This window comes from Kribbella capetownensis (genome assembly GCF_004331485.1).
Taxonomy (GTDB): Bacteria; Actinomycetota; Actinomycetes; order Propionibacteriales; family Kribbellaceae; genus Kribbella; species Kribbella capetownensis.
Genome location: NZ_SJKD01000001.1, coordinates 49,669 through 64,945, shown reverse-complemented (window position 1 = coordinate 64,945; position 15,277 = coordinate 49,669). Strand labels below are relative to the sequence as shown.

Here is a 15,277-nt window from a genome sequence, read left to right as displayed (position 1 = left end):
TCGTCAGAGGTGAGGTCATCCCTTGATGCCGGCGTCGCCGACCCCACGCACCACATGGCGCTGGAACAAGGCGTAGACGATCAGCAAGGGAAGGCCGCCCAGCACGGCGGACGCCATGATCTGGGCGTAGCGCAGGCCGTACGAGCCCTGCACGTTGGCGAGTCCGACCGGGATCGTCATCATCGACGGGTCGGTGGTCACGATGAAGGGCCAGAGGAAGTTGTTCCAGGCCCCGATGAACGTAAAGATGCCGACGGCAACGAGGATCGGCCGCGACATCGGCACCATCACGCTCCAGACGATCCGCCACCGGGTCGCGCCGTCCACCCGGGCGGCGTCCTCGTAGTCGCGGGAGATACCGTCGAAGAACTTCTTCAGTACGAACACCATCACCGGCGCGACCACCTGCGGCAGCACGATGCCCCAGTAGGTGTCGACCAGGCCGAGCCCGGTCATCTCCTGGAACAACGGCACGATCAGCACCTGCGGCGGGACCAGGATGCCCGCGATGATCAGGCCGAACAGCACCCGCCGGCCGGGGAACCTGGTCCGGGAGAACCCGAACGCCGCCAGCACCGAGACGACCAGGGTCAGCCCGGTGACCAGCACCGAGACGACGGTGCTGTTGAAGAACCATCGGATCAGGTCGCCCTGGTCGAGCACGCTGCTGTACGCGGCCATGGTTGGTGCCGCTGGCAACCACGTGATCGGCGAGCGGGTCGTCTCCGGCTCCGGCTTGAGCGAGGTGTCGAGGGCCCAGAGCAACGGAACCAGCCAGAGCACGGCCAGCAGTACTGCGCCGACGATGGTCGCCACCTTCGGGAAGGTCCAGGTCGTTCTCATTGGCCGGCCTCCTTCCGGCCGGAGAACAGTCTGAACTGCAGCACCGCAACCACGACGATGACCGCGAAGAACATGTACGAGATCGCGGAGGCGTAGCCGATCCGGTAGTTGGTGAAGCCGTTCTGGTAGATGTACTGGATGATCGGCCGGGTCGCGAAGTTCGGCCCGCCGTTGGTCATCAGGTAGATCTGGTCGAAGATCTTCAACGAAGCGACCAGTTGCAGTACGACGATCAGCCCGGTGGTCCGGCTCAGCAGCGGGAGCGTGATCCGGAACAGTTGCTGCCGGCCGTTCGCACCGTCGATCGCAGCCGCTTCGTAGACCTGGGCTGGAATCCCTTGCAGGGCAGCGAGATAGAGCAGGAAGTTGAATCCGACTGTCCACCAGACCGTCGTGATCACCACCGCGAGCATGGCCCGGTTCTCCGTGTTGAGCCAGTCGATCTCGGCGAACCCACCGGCCGTCAGCAGCCCGTTCACGAGACCGAACCCGGGCTGGTAGATCCACACCCAGATCAGGGTGACCACTGTCGCGGGGAGGACGAACGGAGCGAAGTACGAGAAGCGCAGCAGCCAGCCGAGCAGGCCTTTGCGGTTGGCGAGCAATGCCATCACGAGCGCGATGATGACCAGCGGTGGAGTACTCATCGCGGTGAAGACGAGGGTGTTCTTCAGCGACGACCAGACGGCCGGATCGCCGAACATCTCCCGCCAGTTCTGCAGCCCGAGGAACTCCTGCTTCACCCCGGCGAGACTGGTGTTGAAGAAGCTGTTCCACAGGCCGGAGATGATCGGCCAGATCATGAAGACGGCGAACAGCAGCAGGAACGGCGCGACGAAGAACAGCCCGCCCCAGCGTTCCTTCCAGGGCTGTCCCGCCGCCGGCTTCGCCGCGGTGCGCGGCGTACTCGTGGTGACCTGAGGTTGTGTCTGTACGGCCATGAACGTGACCTCCTGTCAGACCGGGGACGGGGTGTCGAGGAGCTTCTGGGTGGCGGCCTTGAACTGCGCGAGCGCCGCCTTGGGGGTCGCCTGGCCGGAGAACACTCCGCTGAACGCGGCGCCGGCCTCGTTCTCCAGTTGCGCTCCCGAACCGCTGAACCAGCCGTCCGGGTCGTAGAGCACGTCCGGCGCGACGCTGCGGTACTCCGCCTGTGGCTTGAGATCCAGGTACTTCTGGCTCTTCGCCACCGGCTGGTACGCCGGGATGTGGCCGCCGGCGGCCCAGTCCGCACTGTGCTTGAGGATCCAGGCGATGTACTCGATCGTCGCCTTGGTGTCGTCCTTGTTCCGGTTGGCCTGGTGCGGCAGCACGAACGTGTGCGAGTCCCCGGCGAAACTCGGTACGTCGTACACGACCGGGAACGGCGCCATGCTGAACGGCGTCTTCGCGGTCTGGTACGTCGTCACCTCCCACTCACCGTTGAAACTCAGACCCGCGTCGCCGTTGGTGAACTGGGCGACCAGGGCGGCGTAGTTCGACGACTTCGGGGTCAGCCCGTCGGTGGCGAGTTTCGCCATCAGTTCCAGGGCTTCCAGCGCCTTGGCGTCGTCGAGGACGAGCCGCGTGCCGTCGTCGCTGAAGAACTTGCCTTCCAGTTGGCCGTAGAGCGTCCACCAGATCCGCCACGGGTTCGTGGTCTCGACCGAGGCGGCGTACTTGCCGGTGGTCTCCTTGACCGCCTTGAGCATGTCGAGGAACTCGGTGACGCCCTTGACCGGCTTGATCTTGCCGTCCGGGCCGAGCAGTCCGGCCTTCTTGCAGACGTCGGTGTTGTAGTAGAGGACGAACGGATGCTGGTCGAGCGGTACGGCGTACAGCTTGCCGTCGACGATGCAGCGGTTCCAGGTCGCCGGCAGGAAGTCGGACTCGCGGACGCCGGCCTCCTCGAGCAGGTCGACCGGGATGGGATCGAGCATCGTGGTCGGGCTGAATCCCTTCAGCCGGGACAGATGCAGGGTCGCGACCTCGGGCGCGCGGCCGCCGGCCGCGGACATCGCGAGCTTGGTGTAGAACGGCGGACCCCAGGCGAGCGTGTGCGCCTCGAAGTCGACGTCGGGGTGCTCGGCGACGTACTGCTGATGGATCTGCAGCAGCCGGGCGCCGTCACCGCCGCCGAACAGGTTCCATTCCCGGACCCGCGGCCGGGATCCGAGGCTGCCGCAACCGGTGAGCGCGAGGGCGCCGAGCATGCCACCTAGTACTGCTCTGCGCCGTGGACGAGGAGGGCGGTCGTCAAGCATGCGAGCCTACTTTACATCGGTGTACTACATCGGTGTAGAGATGATGCCCGGACCCTTTGGGACCGTCAAGGGCTCAGGCTGTGCCGAGAGTGGATTCGCGGGTGTGGAGCTCGTACGGCGCGACGATCTCCTCGTGTTCGGAGTCGTCGCCGGTCATCCGGCGGACGAGGAGATCGACCGCGGTGCGGGCGATCTGGGTGCGGCCGGGGTCCACGGTGGTGAGGGTCGGCGTGCTGTATTGGGCCTCGTCGATGTTGTCGAAGCCGGCGACGGCCACGTCGTCCGGGATGCGCAGGCCGTGCTTGGTGAGGGTGCGGATCGCACCGAGCGCGAGGGTGTCGTTGAGGGCGAGGACGGCGTCGAACTTCCGCCCGGAGGCGAGCAGGGCCTGGGTTGCCTCGGCGCCGGTCGAGCGGTGCCACTTGCCCGCGCTGAAGGCGAGCTCCTCGGGCACCGGTACGCCGTGCTCGGTCAGCGCCTCGGCATAGGCGTCGTACCGGATGGCGGCGGTGCCGACCTTCTCGCCGGGATGGACGCCGAGGACGGCGATCCGGCGGCGGCCGAGTTGCAGCAGGTGCTCGACCGCGGCCTTGGTGCCGGCCACGTTGTCGATCATCACGTGGTCGACCGGGCTGTGGAAGATCCGTTCGCCGAGCAGGACCATCGGTGCGGACGTGGTGAGCTGCCCGATGTCCTCCTGCCCGAGGCCGAGCGGGCTGTACAGCAGGCCGTCGACCAGGTGGCCGCGCGGCCGGTTGATCACGGTCAGCTCGCGGTCGCGGTCCGCGCCGGTCTGCTCGATCATCACGGTCAGTCCGTGCTGCTCGGCGGCCTCGATCACCGCGTCGGCGAGCTCGCCGAAGTACGGCAGGCTGAGCTCGGGCACGGCCAGACCGATGATGCCGGTCCGGCCGGACTTGAGGTTCCGCGCCGAGATGTTCATCTGGTAGCCGAGCGCATCGATCGCGGCGAGCACCTTGGTGCGCGTCTCCTCGCGGATGTACGGATACCCGTTCATCACGTTCGAGACCGTCTTCGGCGACACCCCGGCATGCCGGGCCACGTCACGCATCGTCACTGCCACGGCATCACCCCCTACCACCGGTCATGGGCACACACGGTAATGCACGGGACAGCCCGGACCGCTCAGTCGTCGGTCGACGGCGGCACGTTGTGCGGTGGGCGCCGGGGCGGGTTCGGCTGCGGCCCGGCCGACGGGCCGCCCGGGTGATCCGGGATGTCGGCCTCGTGGCCGGTCAGCTCGACGCCCTCCTCGGCCAGCGTCTCGTCGACCTCCGCGGGCAGTTCGTGGCCGGCGTGCGGCAGACCGGGCCTGTCGAAACTCATGGCACCCTCCCTGGGATCCGTTCGTGCAGCACCACGGTACGTTGCCGCAGGGACGCCGGCGGTCAGGTGCCGTATGGCGGGCGGTTCAGCGGGGTGAGCGTGATGCCGGTCTGGAGCGCCTTGGTGAGGATCGCTCCCTCCGGCCGACCGAGCCGGAGACCGATCACCGACGGTGGCAGGTTCTCTGCGGCGAGTGCCTTGAGCTTGCTGAGTTCTTGTGCTGTCCAGGGTTCCGCGGCGTTGCGGATGGACTGCGGCAGGGGTGCCATCGACCTCACTCTTTCTTCCGATCTACCCCACCCCGGTGCCCGATTTCCAACGATTGAAAAGTGCGGTCAGTACGACTGGAGTTCGATCAGGGTGCCGTCGGGCGCGCGGAGGTGGGCGGTGCGGAGGTTCGGACCCCACTGCGGGCGATCCTGGGCCGGTGCCAGAACAGTGGCGCCGAGCTTCTCCAGGATCTCGGCCGCGGGGTCCACGGCGTCGACCTTCAGCACCAGCATCGACGCGTCCTGGGATTCCGCCTCGGCCGGCAGTGCGTCCGTGCCGATGGTGCTCGCGATCATCGCCCGGCCGAACAGCACCAGACCGGTTTGGCCGTCCAGATCCCAGTTCGCGTACTGCGCCTCGGGGATCACCTTGACCGGCTGAACGCCGTACAGCTCAGTCAGTGCCGGCCGGTAGAAGTCGACGGCGGCGGGGAAGTCGCGGACCAGCAGCCGTGGGTAGAGCGCGTCCATGGATGAGCATCTCCAATTAGTTGGGCATAACCAACAGTTGGTTCGAGCCTACAATAGCGCGATGGAGACGCTCAGCGGGACGACCACCTTCGTACTGCACAAGGTGGCGGTGGCCGGCCGGCGCGCGATCGCCGACCGGCTGGCCGAGCGCCCCGGCCTCACGTTGTGGGAGTACGCCGCATTGGCGGAGCTGGCCGAGCTCGGCCCGTCGGCGCAGAACATGCTCGCGGCCGCGCTCGGGATGGACCCCGCCGACATGGTCCGCCTGATGGACGCGCTGATCGAGAAGCGGCTGGTCCAGCGGGAGCGCGACCCGGCCGACCGCCGCCGCTACCGGATCACGCTCACCACCAGAGGCCGGACTGCCCTGACTACAGCGCAGCGGACAGTCCGCGACGTAGAGAAGGCGACCTTGCAGCCGCTGACGGCAGCCGAACGCGCGACGCTGCACGCCCTGGTGACGAAGATCCGCACACACTCAGCTCAGGACTAATGGACCGCCAGCGGGCCGGACCTCACCGGTCCGCGGCGGGCCGGCGGCGCTGGGCGAGGTCCGCGAGCGACTGGGGTTGCCAGGCGGCGTCGGCTTCGTAGAGGTCGGTGCCGGGTGGGACGATCTCATCGATCTGGTCGAGGACCGTGTCGTCCAGGATCAGGTCGGCGGCCTTCAGCAAGCCCTCCAGTTGCTCCATCGTGCGCGGGCCGTTGATCACCGAGGTGACCGCCGGGTGCGTGGTGACGAACGACAGCGCCAGCTCGGGGAGCGTCACTCCGATGCCCTCGGCAACTTCCATCAGTCGTTCGACAGCGTCGTACTTCGCGGCGTTGGCGGGCAGTGACGGGTCGAAACGGTGCGGCGCAAGGGCTGCGCGGCCGGTGGTGAGGTCGATCGGCTGGTCCTTGCGGATCTTGCCGGACAGGAAGCCCCACGCGAGCGGGCTGTACGTGAGCACGCCCATGCCCAGTCGCCGGCAGGTCGGCAGCACCGAGCGCTCGATCCCGCGACTGATCATCGAGTACGGCGGTTGGTCGGTGCGGAAACGCCCGTACCCACGCCGTTCCGCGACGTGGTATGCCTCCACCATCTCGTCGGCCGGGAACGCCGAGCACCCGAACGCGCGGATCTTCCCCTGGGAGACGAGATCACTCATCACCCACAGTGTTTCCTCGATGTCCGTGGTGTGATCCGGCCGGTGCACCTGGTACAGATCGATCCAGTCGGTGTCGAGCCGGCGCAGGCTGTCCTCGACCGCACGGGTGATCCACCGCCGCGAGTTCCCGCTCTGGTTGCGGCTCCCGTCGTGCAGCGGAAAGTGCACCTTGGTCGCCAGTACGACGTCGTCGCGGCGTCCCTTCAGAGCCTTGCCGACGATCTCCTCGGACTCACCGGTGGAGTACATGTCCGCGGTGTCGACGAAGTTGATGCCCTGGTCCAGGGCGGCGTGGATGATCCGGACACTGTCCTCGTGGTCGGGGTTGCCGACGGCACCGAACATCATGGTTCCGAGGCAGTGCACACTGACCTCGATCCCGGTCCCACCCAGCGTGCGATAACGCATGAACGAACTCCTCCTGTGTCGTGACCTGATGTCCGGACGCTAGGAGCTAGACCGCTGTCTAGGTCAAGCCCGCATAAGGTGGGGCGAGAGCCGAGTTGAGGAGTGCACGTGGGCGGTGTCGACAAGTTCGCGGGGTTGTGGGATCCGGAGCCGGGCTGGCTGAACACGGCCTCCTACGGGTTGCCGCCGCGGCCGGCCTGGGAAGCGTTGCAGGCCGTGCTGTCCGACTGGCGGGTCGGCGCCACGAGTTGGGAACCGTGGGACGAATCCACGACCCGCTCGCGGGAGTCGTTCGCGCGCATGGTCGGAGCCGACGTACGCGATGTCTTCGTCGGCAGCACGGTTTCGGCCGCGCTGGTCCCGATCGCGGCCGCACTGCCGGATGGCGCGAAGGTTCTCACCGACGATGTCGAGTTCACGTCGAACGTGTTCCCGTGGAAAGTGCACGAGGACCGTGGCATCGAGGTCGTCGGCGTACCAGGAGATCAGTTGGTCGCCTCGATTCGTCCGGGTGTCGACCTGGTTGCGGTGAGTGCGGTCCAGTCGTCGACCGGCGTCGTCCTCGACCTGCCCGCGGTGGTTGCCGCGAGCAAGGAGATCGGTGCGCTCGTGGTGATCGACGCGAGCCAGGCGCTCGGTTGGCTGCCGCTGACCGTTGACGGCGTCGACGCGTTGATCGCGCATACCTACAAATGGCTGATGTCGCCGCGTGGCGCCACGCTCGGCTACCTCTCGCCGCGACTCCAGGAGCGGTGCCGCCCGATGGCCGCCGGGTGGTACGCCGGTCAGGACGTGCACGGCTCGTACTACGGGACCCGGATGGACCTCGCCGACGGCGCGCGCAGGTTCGACCAGTCGCCGGCCTGGTTCTGTTTCGTCGGTGCCGCTCCGGCACTCGAGTTGGTCGAGGAGATCGGCATCGAGACGATCAACCGCCACAACGTCGATCTGGCCAACGAGTTCCGCGCCGGCCTCGGTCTGCCGCCGTCGATCAGCGCGATCGTCAGCACCAACCTCCCCGGAGCCGAGGACGCCTTCGCGGCCGCCGGCATCCGTGCCGCCGTCCGCGACGGCAAGCTCCGCGCGTCCTTCCACATCTATTCCACACGGGCCGACGTACATCAGGCCCTCACAGCCTTGAAGCCCTTGCTTAACAGCTAGGCCGTGTCCGGCAATCCATCCACGACCTAGAGGTGGGTCCAGGCGCCGGGTTAGGGTGCGGCCCATGGGTCTGAGCATCGGGCAGGTGGCGGAGCGGACCGGGCTGAGCGTGCACGCGCTGCGGTTCTACGAGCGGGAGGGGCTGCTCGCGGACCCGGTCCGGCGAGAGTCGAACGGGCGGCGCGTCTACACCGAGGACGACGTCGACTGGCTGGACATGTGCATCAAGTTCCGCTCGTCCGGTATGCCGCTCGACACGATCCGCAAGTACACCGATCTCGTGCGCCAGGGGCCGGGCAACGAGCAGGACCGGTTGGCGTTGCTTCGCAGCCACCAGGACTACGTCAGCGCGCAGATCCAGGAACTCAACGAGTGCCTGAACGTGATCACTCACAAGGTCGACATCTATACCGAGAGTCTCGACGAGGGCACCGCCGACTGCCTCTGGGTAGCGCCTGGCCCCACCGATACCTCAGCCGCCTCCTGAGCCCCAGCACAGCCTGGCGGATCGGCCTGCGCCGTGCCACTGTGGTTCGTGGGGGGAGCCATGAATCCGAGGCGACGTCTGGGGATTTTCACGCTGGTACTCATGCTGGTGGGAGCGGGGGCGGCCTGCAGCGACGATGCACCTGAAACCAAGGCCGCCGAGGCCGATGCCGGCCCGGTGACGATCCAGATCGGGACGGCCGACGACGATCCGGACAGTCCTGGTGGGATCGCGATCATGAAGCTGGTCGAACTGGTCCGAACAGGCTCCGAGGGGAACCTGCTGCTCTATCCGGTCTGGCAGGCGTCCGGACCGGAATCCGTCGAGTGGGACCAGAAGATCGCCCGGATGGTCAAGGAGAAGCAACTCGGGATGGGGATGGTCCCGGCCAGAGCCTGGGACACCGAAGGCGTGAGCACCTTCCGTGCTCTCAACGCTCCGTTCCTGGTCACGTCGGATGCGCTGGCCGACAAGATCGTCACCAGTTCCGACCTGTCCACCGAGCTCATGTCGGATCTCGAGAAGGCCGGTGTCACGGGGTTGACGCTGCTGCCGGAGAGTCCGCGGCACACGTTCGGATTCAAGCACGCGCTGGTGCGGGTCGAGGACTACAACCTCCAGACCATCCGGACACCTCATTCCGTGCTCACCGAGGCGACCCTCCGGGCACTCGGCGGAAAGCCGGTCGACGTCACCGACAGCACCTTCGTCCAGGGTGTCCAGGACGGGTCGATGGCCGGCGTCGAGGCGGGATTCCTGCTGGCCCGCGGCTTCCCGGCGTCGTCCACCGCGGCCGGGAACGTCGTCTTCAACGAGAAGGTGAACACCCTCGTCATCAACCCCGAGGTGTACGCCGGGTTGTCGGAGGCCAACCGGACGGCCCTGCAGAACTCGGTGAAGGCCCTGCAGGTCTGGGTGCTCGCGAACCGGACCACCGAGACGGCCAATGCCGTGGCGTTCTGCAACCTCGGGGGAAAGATCGTCACGGCCAGCACCGCGGATCTCGCGGCGCTGACCAAGGCCGTCCAGCCCGTGTACGCCGAACTGGCGAAGGATGCCAAAACCCAGGCGCAGATCGAGCGCATCCGCACCCTGAAGCAGTCCGTCAAGGTCCCCGCCCAGGACCTGGCAGATCCGTGTCCGTGACCTGGGTCAGCCAGGGAGGAGCGCAGCCTCCATCGCGGTGAGGGTTTTGCGCATGTTGCCGGCGAGCTGATCGAGCCGGCCCTGGATGACGTGCGCCGCTTGGGTGGGGTCGTTGCGGACACCCGCCCGCAGGCCGCTGTCACCAGGACCGTGGGTGAAGGTCTGGTGCACCAACGTCTGCGAACCCTGCGGCCGCAGGTCGTACTCCCAATGGGCTAACGGCTCGTCCTCGTCGCCGTACACGTCCCAGCCGAACCTGGTCAGCTCGTCGGCGACCGTGACCACGCACGTGACGTATGTCTCGAACCCGTCCGCGAACCTGTTCCGGGCCTCGAACCGCGCTCCGGCCGCGAGCCGGTCGTCGTCGAGCCAGGCACCGTAGTAGCACTCCGGACTCCACTCGCCGTACCGATCGACGGCCGTGATTCCCGCCCACACCTGCTCGACGGGAACCCTCAACACCACCTGGACTTCGGTGCTTGCACCGGTCACTCCGTGTTCGTTCATGCCCCGGACGTCGTACCCGGCCAGTCGGCCTCGACATTTCGCCAGCGGCCTTGATAGACGCCGGCTATCAGGTGATAGGCAGCTTTGCTTTGACCCTGCGATGCTGGCGACGGAATGTTGTATACATGACGAGTGAGGTCGTGGCCGCAGCCCCCGTCCCGGTCCCCGGGCGTGCCCAGCGAGTACGCGAGATAGCCACCGAACTGCGAGGGCTCCGGGGGGCGCTGATCCCGATCCTGCACGCCGTCCAGGAGGAGTTGGAGTACGTCGACCAGACCGACATCCCGGTCATCGCCGACGTACTGAACATCGCCGTCGCCGAGGTGCACGGCGTGGTCACCTTCTACAAGGACTTCCGCCGGGCACCGGCCGGGCGGACGACGGTCGCGATCTGTCAGGCGGAGGCCTGCCGATCGGTCGGTGCGGCTGACCTGGCTGAGCATGCCAAGCGCAGTATCGGCTGCGGTTTCGGTGAGACGACGTACGACGGCCGGATCACCCTCGACGAGATCTTCTGCTTCGGCAACTGCGCCCTCGGACCCGCGGTCCAGGTCGGAGAGAAGCTGCACGGTCGCGTCACACCGGCGCGGCTCGACGCCCTTCTCGGGGAGGCCCGATGACCATCCGTGTCTACGTCCCGCGCGACGCGGCCGCACGCTCCGTCGGAGCGGACGAGGTCGCCGAGCGGATCGCCGCGGCGGCCACGGCGCACGGCCAGGACGTGCAGGTCGTCCGCAACGGTTCGCGCGGCATGCTCTGGCTCGAGCCGCTGGTCGAGGTCGAGACCGCCGAAGGCCGGGTCGGCTACGGCCCGGTCGCTCCTGAGGAGGTCGACGGCCTGCTCGCGGCCGGCATGCTCAGCGGCGAGGGCGGTGACATCGGCGCCCACCTCGGCGTCGTCGACGAGCTGCCGTGGATGAAGCGGCAGCAACGACTCACGTTCGCCCGGGTCGGGGTGACCGATCCACTCTCCGCCGAGGAATACACGTCGTACGGCGGGATGCGCGGACTACGGGAGGCGCTGGCGCGGACGCCGGCCGAAGTGGTGGAGACGGTGGTGGACTCCGGGCTGCGCGGCCGTGGCGGCGCCGGGTTCCCGACCGGCATCAAGTGGCGGACCGTCCTCGGCGCCGAGTCCGACCTCAAGTTCGTCTGCTGCAACGCCGACGAGGGCGACTCCGGGACGTTCGCGGACCGGATGCTGATCGAGGGCGATCCGTTCACGCTGATCGAGGGGATGACGATCGCGGCGTACGCCGTCGGGGCCTCGGAAGGATACGTGTACCTGCGGTCCGAGTACCCCGACGCGGTGGCGACGCTCAGGGCCGCGATCGAGATCGCCCGGTCGAAGGGCTGGCTCGGAGCCGACGTCCTCGGCTCCGGGCTCGCCTTCGATCTGCACGTCCGTGTCGGTGCGGGCGCGTACATCTGTGGTGAAGAGACGTCGATGCTGGAGAGCCTCGAAGGCAAGCGCGGACAGGTCCGGGCCAAGCCCCCGATCCCTGCGCTGGAAGGGCTTTTCGGCCGTCCGACCGTGGTGAACAACGTGTTGTCGCTGGCAACTGTCCCGGTGATCCTGGCCGAGGATGCCGAGGCCTACGCGGCGTACGGGACCGGGCGATCGCTCGGCACGAGCGTGTTCCAGCTCGGCGGGAACGTGGCCCGCGGCGGAATCGTGGAGACCGCGTTCGGCATCACTCTCGGCGAACTCGTGAACGACTTCGGCGGCGGTACGTCGTCGGGCCGCCCGGTGCGGGCCGTCCAGGTGGGCGGCCCGCTCGGGGCGTACCTCCCGGTCGAACAGTTCGACCTGCCGATGGACTACGAGGCGTTCGCGGCGGCCGGTGCGATGGTCGGGCACGGCGGGATCGTGGTGTTCGACGAGACCGTCGACATGGCCTCGATGGCCCGGTTCGCGTTCGAGTTCTGCGCGGCCGAGTCGTGCGGCAAGTGCACCCCGTGCCGGGTCGGTGCCGTCCGCGGCGTCGAGACGATCGACCGGATCGTGGCCGGTGAGGACCGGAAGAAGAACCTCGTCCTGCTCGACGACCTGTGTGAACTGATGACCGACGGCTCGCTCTGCGCGATGGGCGGGCTGACACCCATGCCGGTACAAAGTGCCGTCCGCCATTTCGGAAAGGACTTCGGCGCATGACCCTGCTCAAGGAACCCGACTTCGGTACGCCGGAACGCCCCGGCGAAGCCACCGTCGAACTGACCATCGACGGGATCGCGGTGACCGTCCCACCCGGGACCTCGGTCATGCGCGCGGCCAAGCAGGCCGGGGTCGACGTCCCGAAGCTGTGCGCCACCGACAACCTGGAGGCGTTCGGCTCCTGCCGGCTGTGCGTGGTCGAGATCGACGGAGTCCGCGGTACGCCGGCCTCCTGCACGACACCGGTGTCACCCGGAATGTCCGTGCGGACGCAGAACGAACGGCTCGGCAAACTCCGCCGGGGCGTGATGGAGCTCTACATCTCCGACCACCCGCTGGACTGCCTGACCTGTTCGGCCAACGGCGACTGCGAACTGCAGGACATGGCCGGCGTCACCGGCCTGCGCGAGGTCCGGTACGGCTCCGGCGTCGAGGCCGGCGCCAACCACCTGGACCTGCCGACCGACTCCTCCAACCCGTACTTCGACTTCGAGGCGTCCAAGTGCATCGCGTGTTCGCGCTGCGTCCGCGCCTGTGACGAAGTACAGGGAACTTTCGCGCTGACGATCGAGGGTCGCGGGTTCGACTCGAAGGTTGCGGCCGGTGCCGGCGTGTCCTTCATGGAGTCCGACTGCGTGTCCTGCGGGGCGTGCGTGCAGGCCTGCCCGACCGCGACGCTGCAGGAGAAGTCCGTCGTAGAGCTGGGTATGCCGACGCGGTCCGTCATCACCACTTGCGCCTACTGCGGTGTCGGCTGCTCGTTCAAGGCCGAGATGCGCGGTGACGAGTTGGTGCGGATGGTGCCGTACAAGAACGGCGGCGCGAACGAGGGCCACTCCTGCGTCAAGGGCCGGTTCGCGTTCGGGTACGCCAGCCACCCGGACCGGGTGCTGGAGCCGATGGTGCGCGACACGATCGCGGACGAGTGGCGGAAGGTCTCCTGGGACGAGGCGATCTCGTTCACCGCACGGCGGCTGCGCGAGATCCAGGCGCAGTACGGGCCGGGCTCGATCGGCGCGATCACCTCGTCGCGGACGACCAACGAGGAGGTCTACGCCGTACAGAAGATGGTCCGCGCGGTGTTCGGCAACAACAACGTGGACACCTGCGCGCGGGTCTGCCACTCGCCGACGGGGTACGGCCTGAAGCAGACGTTCGGCGAGTCCGCCGGCACCCAGGACTTCAAGTCGGTCGAGGAGGCCGACGTGATCCTGGTGATCGGCGCGAACCCGACCGATGCGCACCCGGTCTTCGCGTCCCGGATGAAGCAGCGGCTCCGGCAGGGCGCGAAGCTGATCGTGGTCGACCCGCGCCGGATCGACCTGGTCCGCTCGCCGCACATCGAGGCCGCGCACCACCTGCGGCTCGCGCCGGGCACGAACGTGGCGATCATCAACGCGATCGCGCACGTCGTGGTCACCGAGAACCTGGTCGACCGTGCGTTCGTGGCGGACCGGTGCGAGGACTTCGAGACGTGGGAGGCGTTCATCGCGCAGCCCGAGCACAGCCCCGAGGCGGTTGCCGACATCAGCGGCGTACCGGCCGAGGAGATCCGCGCGGCGGCCCGGCTGTACGCGACCGGCGGCAACGGCGCGATCTACTACGGGCTCGGCGTCACCGAGCACAGCCAGGGTTCGACCATGGTGATGGGGATGGCGAACCTCGCGATGGCGACCGGCAACATCGGCCGCCCCGGCGTCGGCGTGAACCCGATGCGTGGGCAGAACAACGTGCAGGGTTCGTGCGACATGGGTTCGTTCCCGCACGAGTTGCCCGGCTACCGGCACGTGTCCGACGACGGCGTCCGCGAGGTCTACGAGAAGCTCTGGGGTACGCCGCTGCTGAACGAGCCAGGTCTGCGGATCCCGAATATGTTCGACGCCTCGATCGAGGGATCGTTCCGAGGGCTGTTCGTGCAGGGTGAGGACATCGCACAGTCCGACCCGAACACGCAGCACGTGTTCGCGGCGCTGGGCGCTCTGGACCTGCTCGTCGTCCAGGACCTGTTCATCAACGAGACCGCGAAGTTCGCGCACGTGTTGTTGCCGGGGACATCGTTCCTGGAGAAGGACGGCACGTTCACCAACGCCGAGCGGCGGATCAACCGGGTCCGGCCGATCATGGCGCCGGAGACCGGCAAGCAGGAGTGGGAGATCGTCTGCGAGATCGCCCAGGCGATGGGCTACCCGATGCACTACGACTCGGCCAGTCAGATCATGGACGAGATCGCGCAGACCACGCCGACGTTCATGGGCGTCTCGTTCAAGAAGCTGGACGAGGTGGGCTCGATCCAGTGGCCGTGCAACGTGGACTTCCCGAACGGGATGCCGATCATGCACGAGGAGGAGTTCACCCGCGGCAAGGGCCGGTTCATGGAGACCGTCTATGTGCCGACGACGGAGCGGTCGACGCGGAAGTTCCCGCTGATCCTCACCACCGGGCGGATCCTGTCGCAATACAATGTCGGCGCCCAGACCCGTCGTACGGCGAATGTCGCCTGGCACCCGGAGGACATCCTGGAAATGCATCCGCACGACGCCGAGGTCCGCGGGATCGAGGACGGCGACCAGGTTGCGCTGTCGAGCCGGGTCGGACGGACCGAACTGCGGGCCAAGCTGTCCGACCGGATGCCGGTCGGGGTCTGCTACACGACGTTCCACCATCCGGTCACCGGGGCGAACGTGATCACCACGGACAACTCCGACTGGGCCACGAACTGCCCGGAGTACAAGGTGACCGCGGTCCAGGTCGACCTGCTGCCCGGCCGGGTGGACAGCCAGGCCGAGCGTGAGCCTGTCGTTGCCGGCGGCAACCGATGAGCGCCGGGGTGCCGCCGCACGTCCGGCTGGCGAACGAGATCGCGGCCCAGTTCGCGCACCGTTCACCCACCGACGCCGCCACCGCGGTCGCCACCCACATGAATGCTGTCTGGGACCCGCGCATGAAGCAGGCCCTGATAGCCCACGTCGAGTCAGGCGCCGAAGACCTGGACCCGATCGCCGCCCTGGCAGCCAAGCAGTTGGCCGCCAAGTGACCACAGACCACGACCCCGCCCTCCAACAGGTGGAGGAGGGCGGGGCTGCGGCACC

General features: G+C 67.6%; 17 protein-coding genes. 8 read left to right on the top strand and 9 right to left on the bottom strand.

All coding sequences use genetic code 11. The annotated features are described in order from the left end of the window. Window positions 1–15: 15 nt before the first annotated feature. From E0H75_RS00360 to E0H75_RS00330, 7 genes are all read right to left on the bottom strand, one after another. Window positions 16–843, bottom strand: coding sequence for a carbohydrate ABC transporter permease (locus E0H75_RS00360; RefSeq protein WP_131511034.1), 828 nt, complete (start codon window positions 841–843; stop codon window positions 16–18). Then, window positions 840–1,784, bottom strand: a complete 945-nt coding sequence (locus E0H75_RS00355; protein ID WP_131511033.1) for a carbohydrate ABC transporter permease — start codon at window positions 1,782–1,784, stop codon at window positions 840–842. Before E0H75_RS00355 ends, E0H75_RS00360 begins: the two co-directional genes overlap by 4 nt. Window positions 1,785–1,799: 15 nt before the next feature. Next, on the bottom strand, window positions 1,800–3,086 hold the full coding sequence (locus E0H75_RS00350) for an extracellular solute-binding protein (RefSeq protein WP_131511032.1): 1,287 nt from the start codon (window positions 3,084–3,086) through the stop codon (window positions 1,800–1,802). Between the two features lie 73 nt (window positions 3,087–3,159). Beyond that, a complete protein-coding gene (locus E0H75_RS00345) occupies window positions 3,160–4,170 on the bottom strand; it encodes a LacI family DNA-binding transcriptional regulator (protein ID WP_238162733.1) in 1,011 nt (336 codons plus the stop codon). A gap of 62 nt (window positions 4,171–4,232) precedes the next feature. Beyond that, entirely contained in the window at window positions 4,233–4,433 is a 201-nt protein-coding gene (locus E0H75_RS00340) for a hypothetical protein (protein ID WP_131511031.1), read from the bottom strand. Between the two features lie 62 nt (window positions 4,434–4,495). Continuing rightward, on the bottom strand, window positions 4,496–4,702 hold the full coding sequence (locus E0H75_RS00335; protein ID WP_131511030.1) for a hypothetical protein: 207 nt from the start codon (window positions 4,700–4,702) through the stop codon (window positions 4,496–4,498). A 66-nt stretch (window positions 4,703–4,768) separates the two neighbouring features. Then, window positions 4,769–5,173, bottom strand: coding sequence for a VOC family protein (locus tag E0H75_RS00330; protein ID WP_131511029.1), 405 nt, complete (start codon window positions 5,171–5,173; stop codon window positions 4,769–4,771). Window positions 5,174–5,234: 61 nt separating this feature from the next. On the opposite strand from E0H75_RS00330, the gene E0H75_RS00325 reads away from it, so the two are divergent. After that, the gene (locus E0H75_RS00325) at window positions 5,235–5,666 is read left to right on the top strand and encodes a MarR family winged helix-turn-helix transcriptional regulator (RefSeq protein WP_165553339.1); all 432 of its coding nucleotides are present in this window, start codon (window positions 5,235–5,237) and stop codon (window positions 5,664–5,666) included. A 22-nt stretch (window positions 5,667–5,688) separates the two neighbouring features. Here the strand turns inward: E0H75_RS00325 and E0H75_RS00320 are convergent, their stop codons facing one another. After that, complete coding sequence (locus E0H75_RS00320; protein ID WP_131511027.1) at window positions 5,689–6,732, bottom strand: aldo/keto reductase; 1,044 nt, start codon at window positions 6,730–6,732, stop codon at window positions 5,689–5,691. A gap of 108 nt (window positions 6,733–6,840) precedes the next feature. Here E0H75_RS00320 and E0H75_RS00315 point away from each other — a divergent pair, with 108 nt between their 5' ends. The 3 genes from E0H75_RS00315 to E0H75_RS00305 all read left to right on the top strand — a co-directional run bounded on the left by E0H75_RS00315 (window position 6,841) and on the right by E0H75_RS00305 (window position 9,526). Next, the gene (locus tag E0H75_RS00315; protein ID WP_238162732.1) at window positions 6,841–7,893 is read left to right on the top strand and encodes an aminotransferase class V-fold PLP-dependent enzyme; all 1,053 of its coding nucleotides are present in this window, start codon (window positions 6,841–6,843) and stop codon (window positions 7,891–7,893) included. Between the two features lie 64 nt (window positions 7,894–7,957). Beyond that, window positions 7,958–8,380, top strand: a complete 423-nt coding sequence (locus E0H75_RS00310) for a MerR family transcriptional regulator (protein WP_131511025.1) — start codon at window positions 7,958–7,960, stop codon at window positions 8,378–8,380. A gap of 102 nt (window positions 8,381–8,482) precedes the next feature. Next, on the top strand, window positions 8,483–9,526 hold the full coding sequence (locus E0H75_RS00305) for a TRAP transporter substrate-binding protein (RefSeq protein WP_165553337.1): 1,044 nt from the start codon (window positions 8,483–8,485) through the stop codon (window positions 9,524–9,526). A gap of 6 nt (window positions 9,527–9,532) precedes the next feature. Here the strand turns inward: E0H75_RS00305 and E0H75_RS00300 are convergent, their stop codons facing one another. Beyond that, window positions 9,533–10,033, bottom strand: coding sequence for an SRPBCC family protein (locus E0H75_RS00300; protein WP_131511023.1), 501 nt, complete (start codon window positions 10,031–10,033; stop codon window positions 9,533–9,535). 125 nt (window positions 10,034–10,158) lie between these two features. On the opposite strand from E0H75_RS00300, the gene E0H75_RS00295 reads away from it, so the two are divergent. Genes E0H75_RS00295 through E0H75_RS00280 form a run of 4 tightly spaced genes read left to right on the top strand, consistent with a single transcriptional unit; the run spans window position 10,159 to window position 15,222 of the window. Next, on the top strand, window positions 10,159–10,653 hold the full coding sequence (locus tag E0H75_RS00295; protein WP_131511022.1) for an NAD(P)H-dependent oxidoreductase subunit E: 495 nt from the start codon (window positions 10,159–10,161) through the stop codon (window positions 10,651–10,653). Beyond that, window positions 10,650–12,188 carry a formate dehydrogenase beta subunit gene (locus tag E0H75_RS00290; protein WP_131511021.1) on the top strand — a complete coding sequence of 513 codons (1,539 nt, stop codon included), beginning with the start codon at window positions 10,650–10,652 and terminating at the stop codon, window positions 12,186–12,188. The genes E0H75_RS00295 and E0H75_RS00290 overlap by 4 nt, the downstream gene beginning before the upstream one ends. Next, entirely contained in the window at window positions 12,185–15,007 is a 2,823-nt protein-coding gene (gene fdhF / locus E0H75_RS00285) for a formate dehydrogenase subunit alpha (protein ID WP_131511020.1), read from the top strand. Before E0H75_RS00290 ends, fdhF begins: the two co-directional genes overlap by 4 nt. After that, window positions 15,004–15,222: a formate dehydrogenase subunit delta gene (locus E0H75_RS00280; RefSeq protein WP_131511019.1), complete on the top strand. Its 219-nt coding sequence runs from the start codon at window positions 15,004–15,006 to the stop codon at window positions 15,220–15,222. Before fdhF ends, E0H75_RS00280 begins: the two co-directional genes overlap by 4 nt. Window positions 15,223–15,277: the final 55 nt, after the last annotated feature.

Excerpts from the sequence above, each read along its gene's own strand:
- E0H75_RS00305 (WP_165553337.1), top strand. The coding sequence starts at position 8,483 with ATGCTGGTGGGAGCGGGGGCGGCCTGCAGCGACGATGCACCTGAAACC.
- E0H75_RS00335 (WP_131511030.1), bottom strand. The coding sequence starts at position 4,702 with ATGGCACCCCTGCCGCAGTCCATCCGCAACGCCGCGGAACCCTGGACA.
- E0H75_RS00340 (WP_131511031.1), bottom strand. The coding sequence starts at position 4,433 with ATGAGTTTCGACAGGCCCGGTCTGCCGCACGCCGGCCACGAACTGCCC.
- fdhF (WP_131511020.1), top strand. The coding sequence starts at position 12,185 with ATGACCCTGCTCAAGGAACCCGACTTCGGTACGCCGGAACGCCCCGGC.
- E0H75_RS00360 (WP_131511034.1), bottom strand. The coding sequence starts at position 843 with ATGAGAACGACCTGGACCTTCCCGAAGGTGGCGACCATCGTCGGCGCA.
- E0H75_RS00320 (WP_131511027.1), bottom strand. The coding sequence starts at position 6,732 with ATGCGTTATCGCACGCTGGGTGGGACCGGGATCGAGGTCAGTGTGCAC.
- E0H75_RS00325 (WP_165553339.1), top strand. The coding sequence starts at position 5,235 with ATGGAGACGCTCAGCGGGACGACCACCTTCGTACTGCACAAGGTGGCG.
- E0H75_RS00350 (WP_131511032.1), bottom strand. The coding sequence starts at position 3,086 with ATGCTTGACGACCGCCCTCCTCGTCCACGGCGCAGAGCAGTACTAGGT.
- E0H75_RS00295 (WP_131511022.1), top strand. The coding sequence starts at position 10,159 with ATGACGAGTGAGGTCGTGGCCGCAGCCCCCGTCCCGGTCCCCGGGCGT.
- E0H75_RS00290 (WP_131511021.1), top strand. The coding sequence starts at position 10,650 with ATGACCATCCGTGTCTACGTCCCGCGCGACGCGGCCGCACGCTCCGTC.
- E0H75_RS00300 (WP_131511023.1), bottom strand. The coding sequence starts at position 10,033 with ATGAACGAACACGGAGTGACCGGTGCAAGCACCGAAGTCCAGGTGGTG.
- E0H75_RS00330 (WP_131511029.1), bottom strand. The coding sequence starts at position 5,173 with ATGGACGCGCTCTACCCACGGCTGCTGGTCCGCGACTTCCCCGCCGCC.
- E0H75_RS00280 (WP_131511019.1), top strand. The coding sequence starts at position 15,004 with ATGAGCGCCGGGGTGCCGCCGCACGTCCGGCTGGCGAACGAGATCGCG.
- E0H75_RS00310 (WP_131511025.1), top strand. The coding sequence starts at position 7,958 with ATGGGTCTGAGCATCGGGCAGGTGGCGGAGCGGACCGGGCTGAGCGTG.
- E0H75_RS00355 (WP_131511033.1), bottom strand. The coding sequence starts at position 1,784 with ATGGCCGTACAGACACAACCTCAGGTCACCACGAGTACGCCGCGCACC.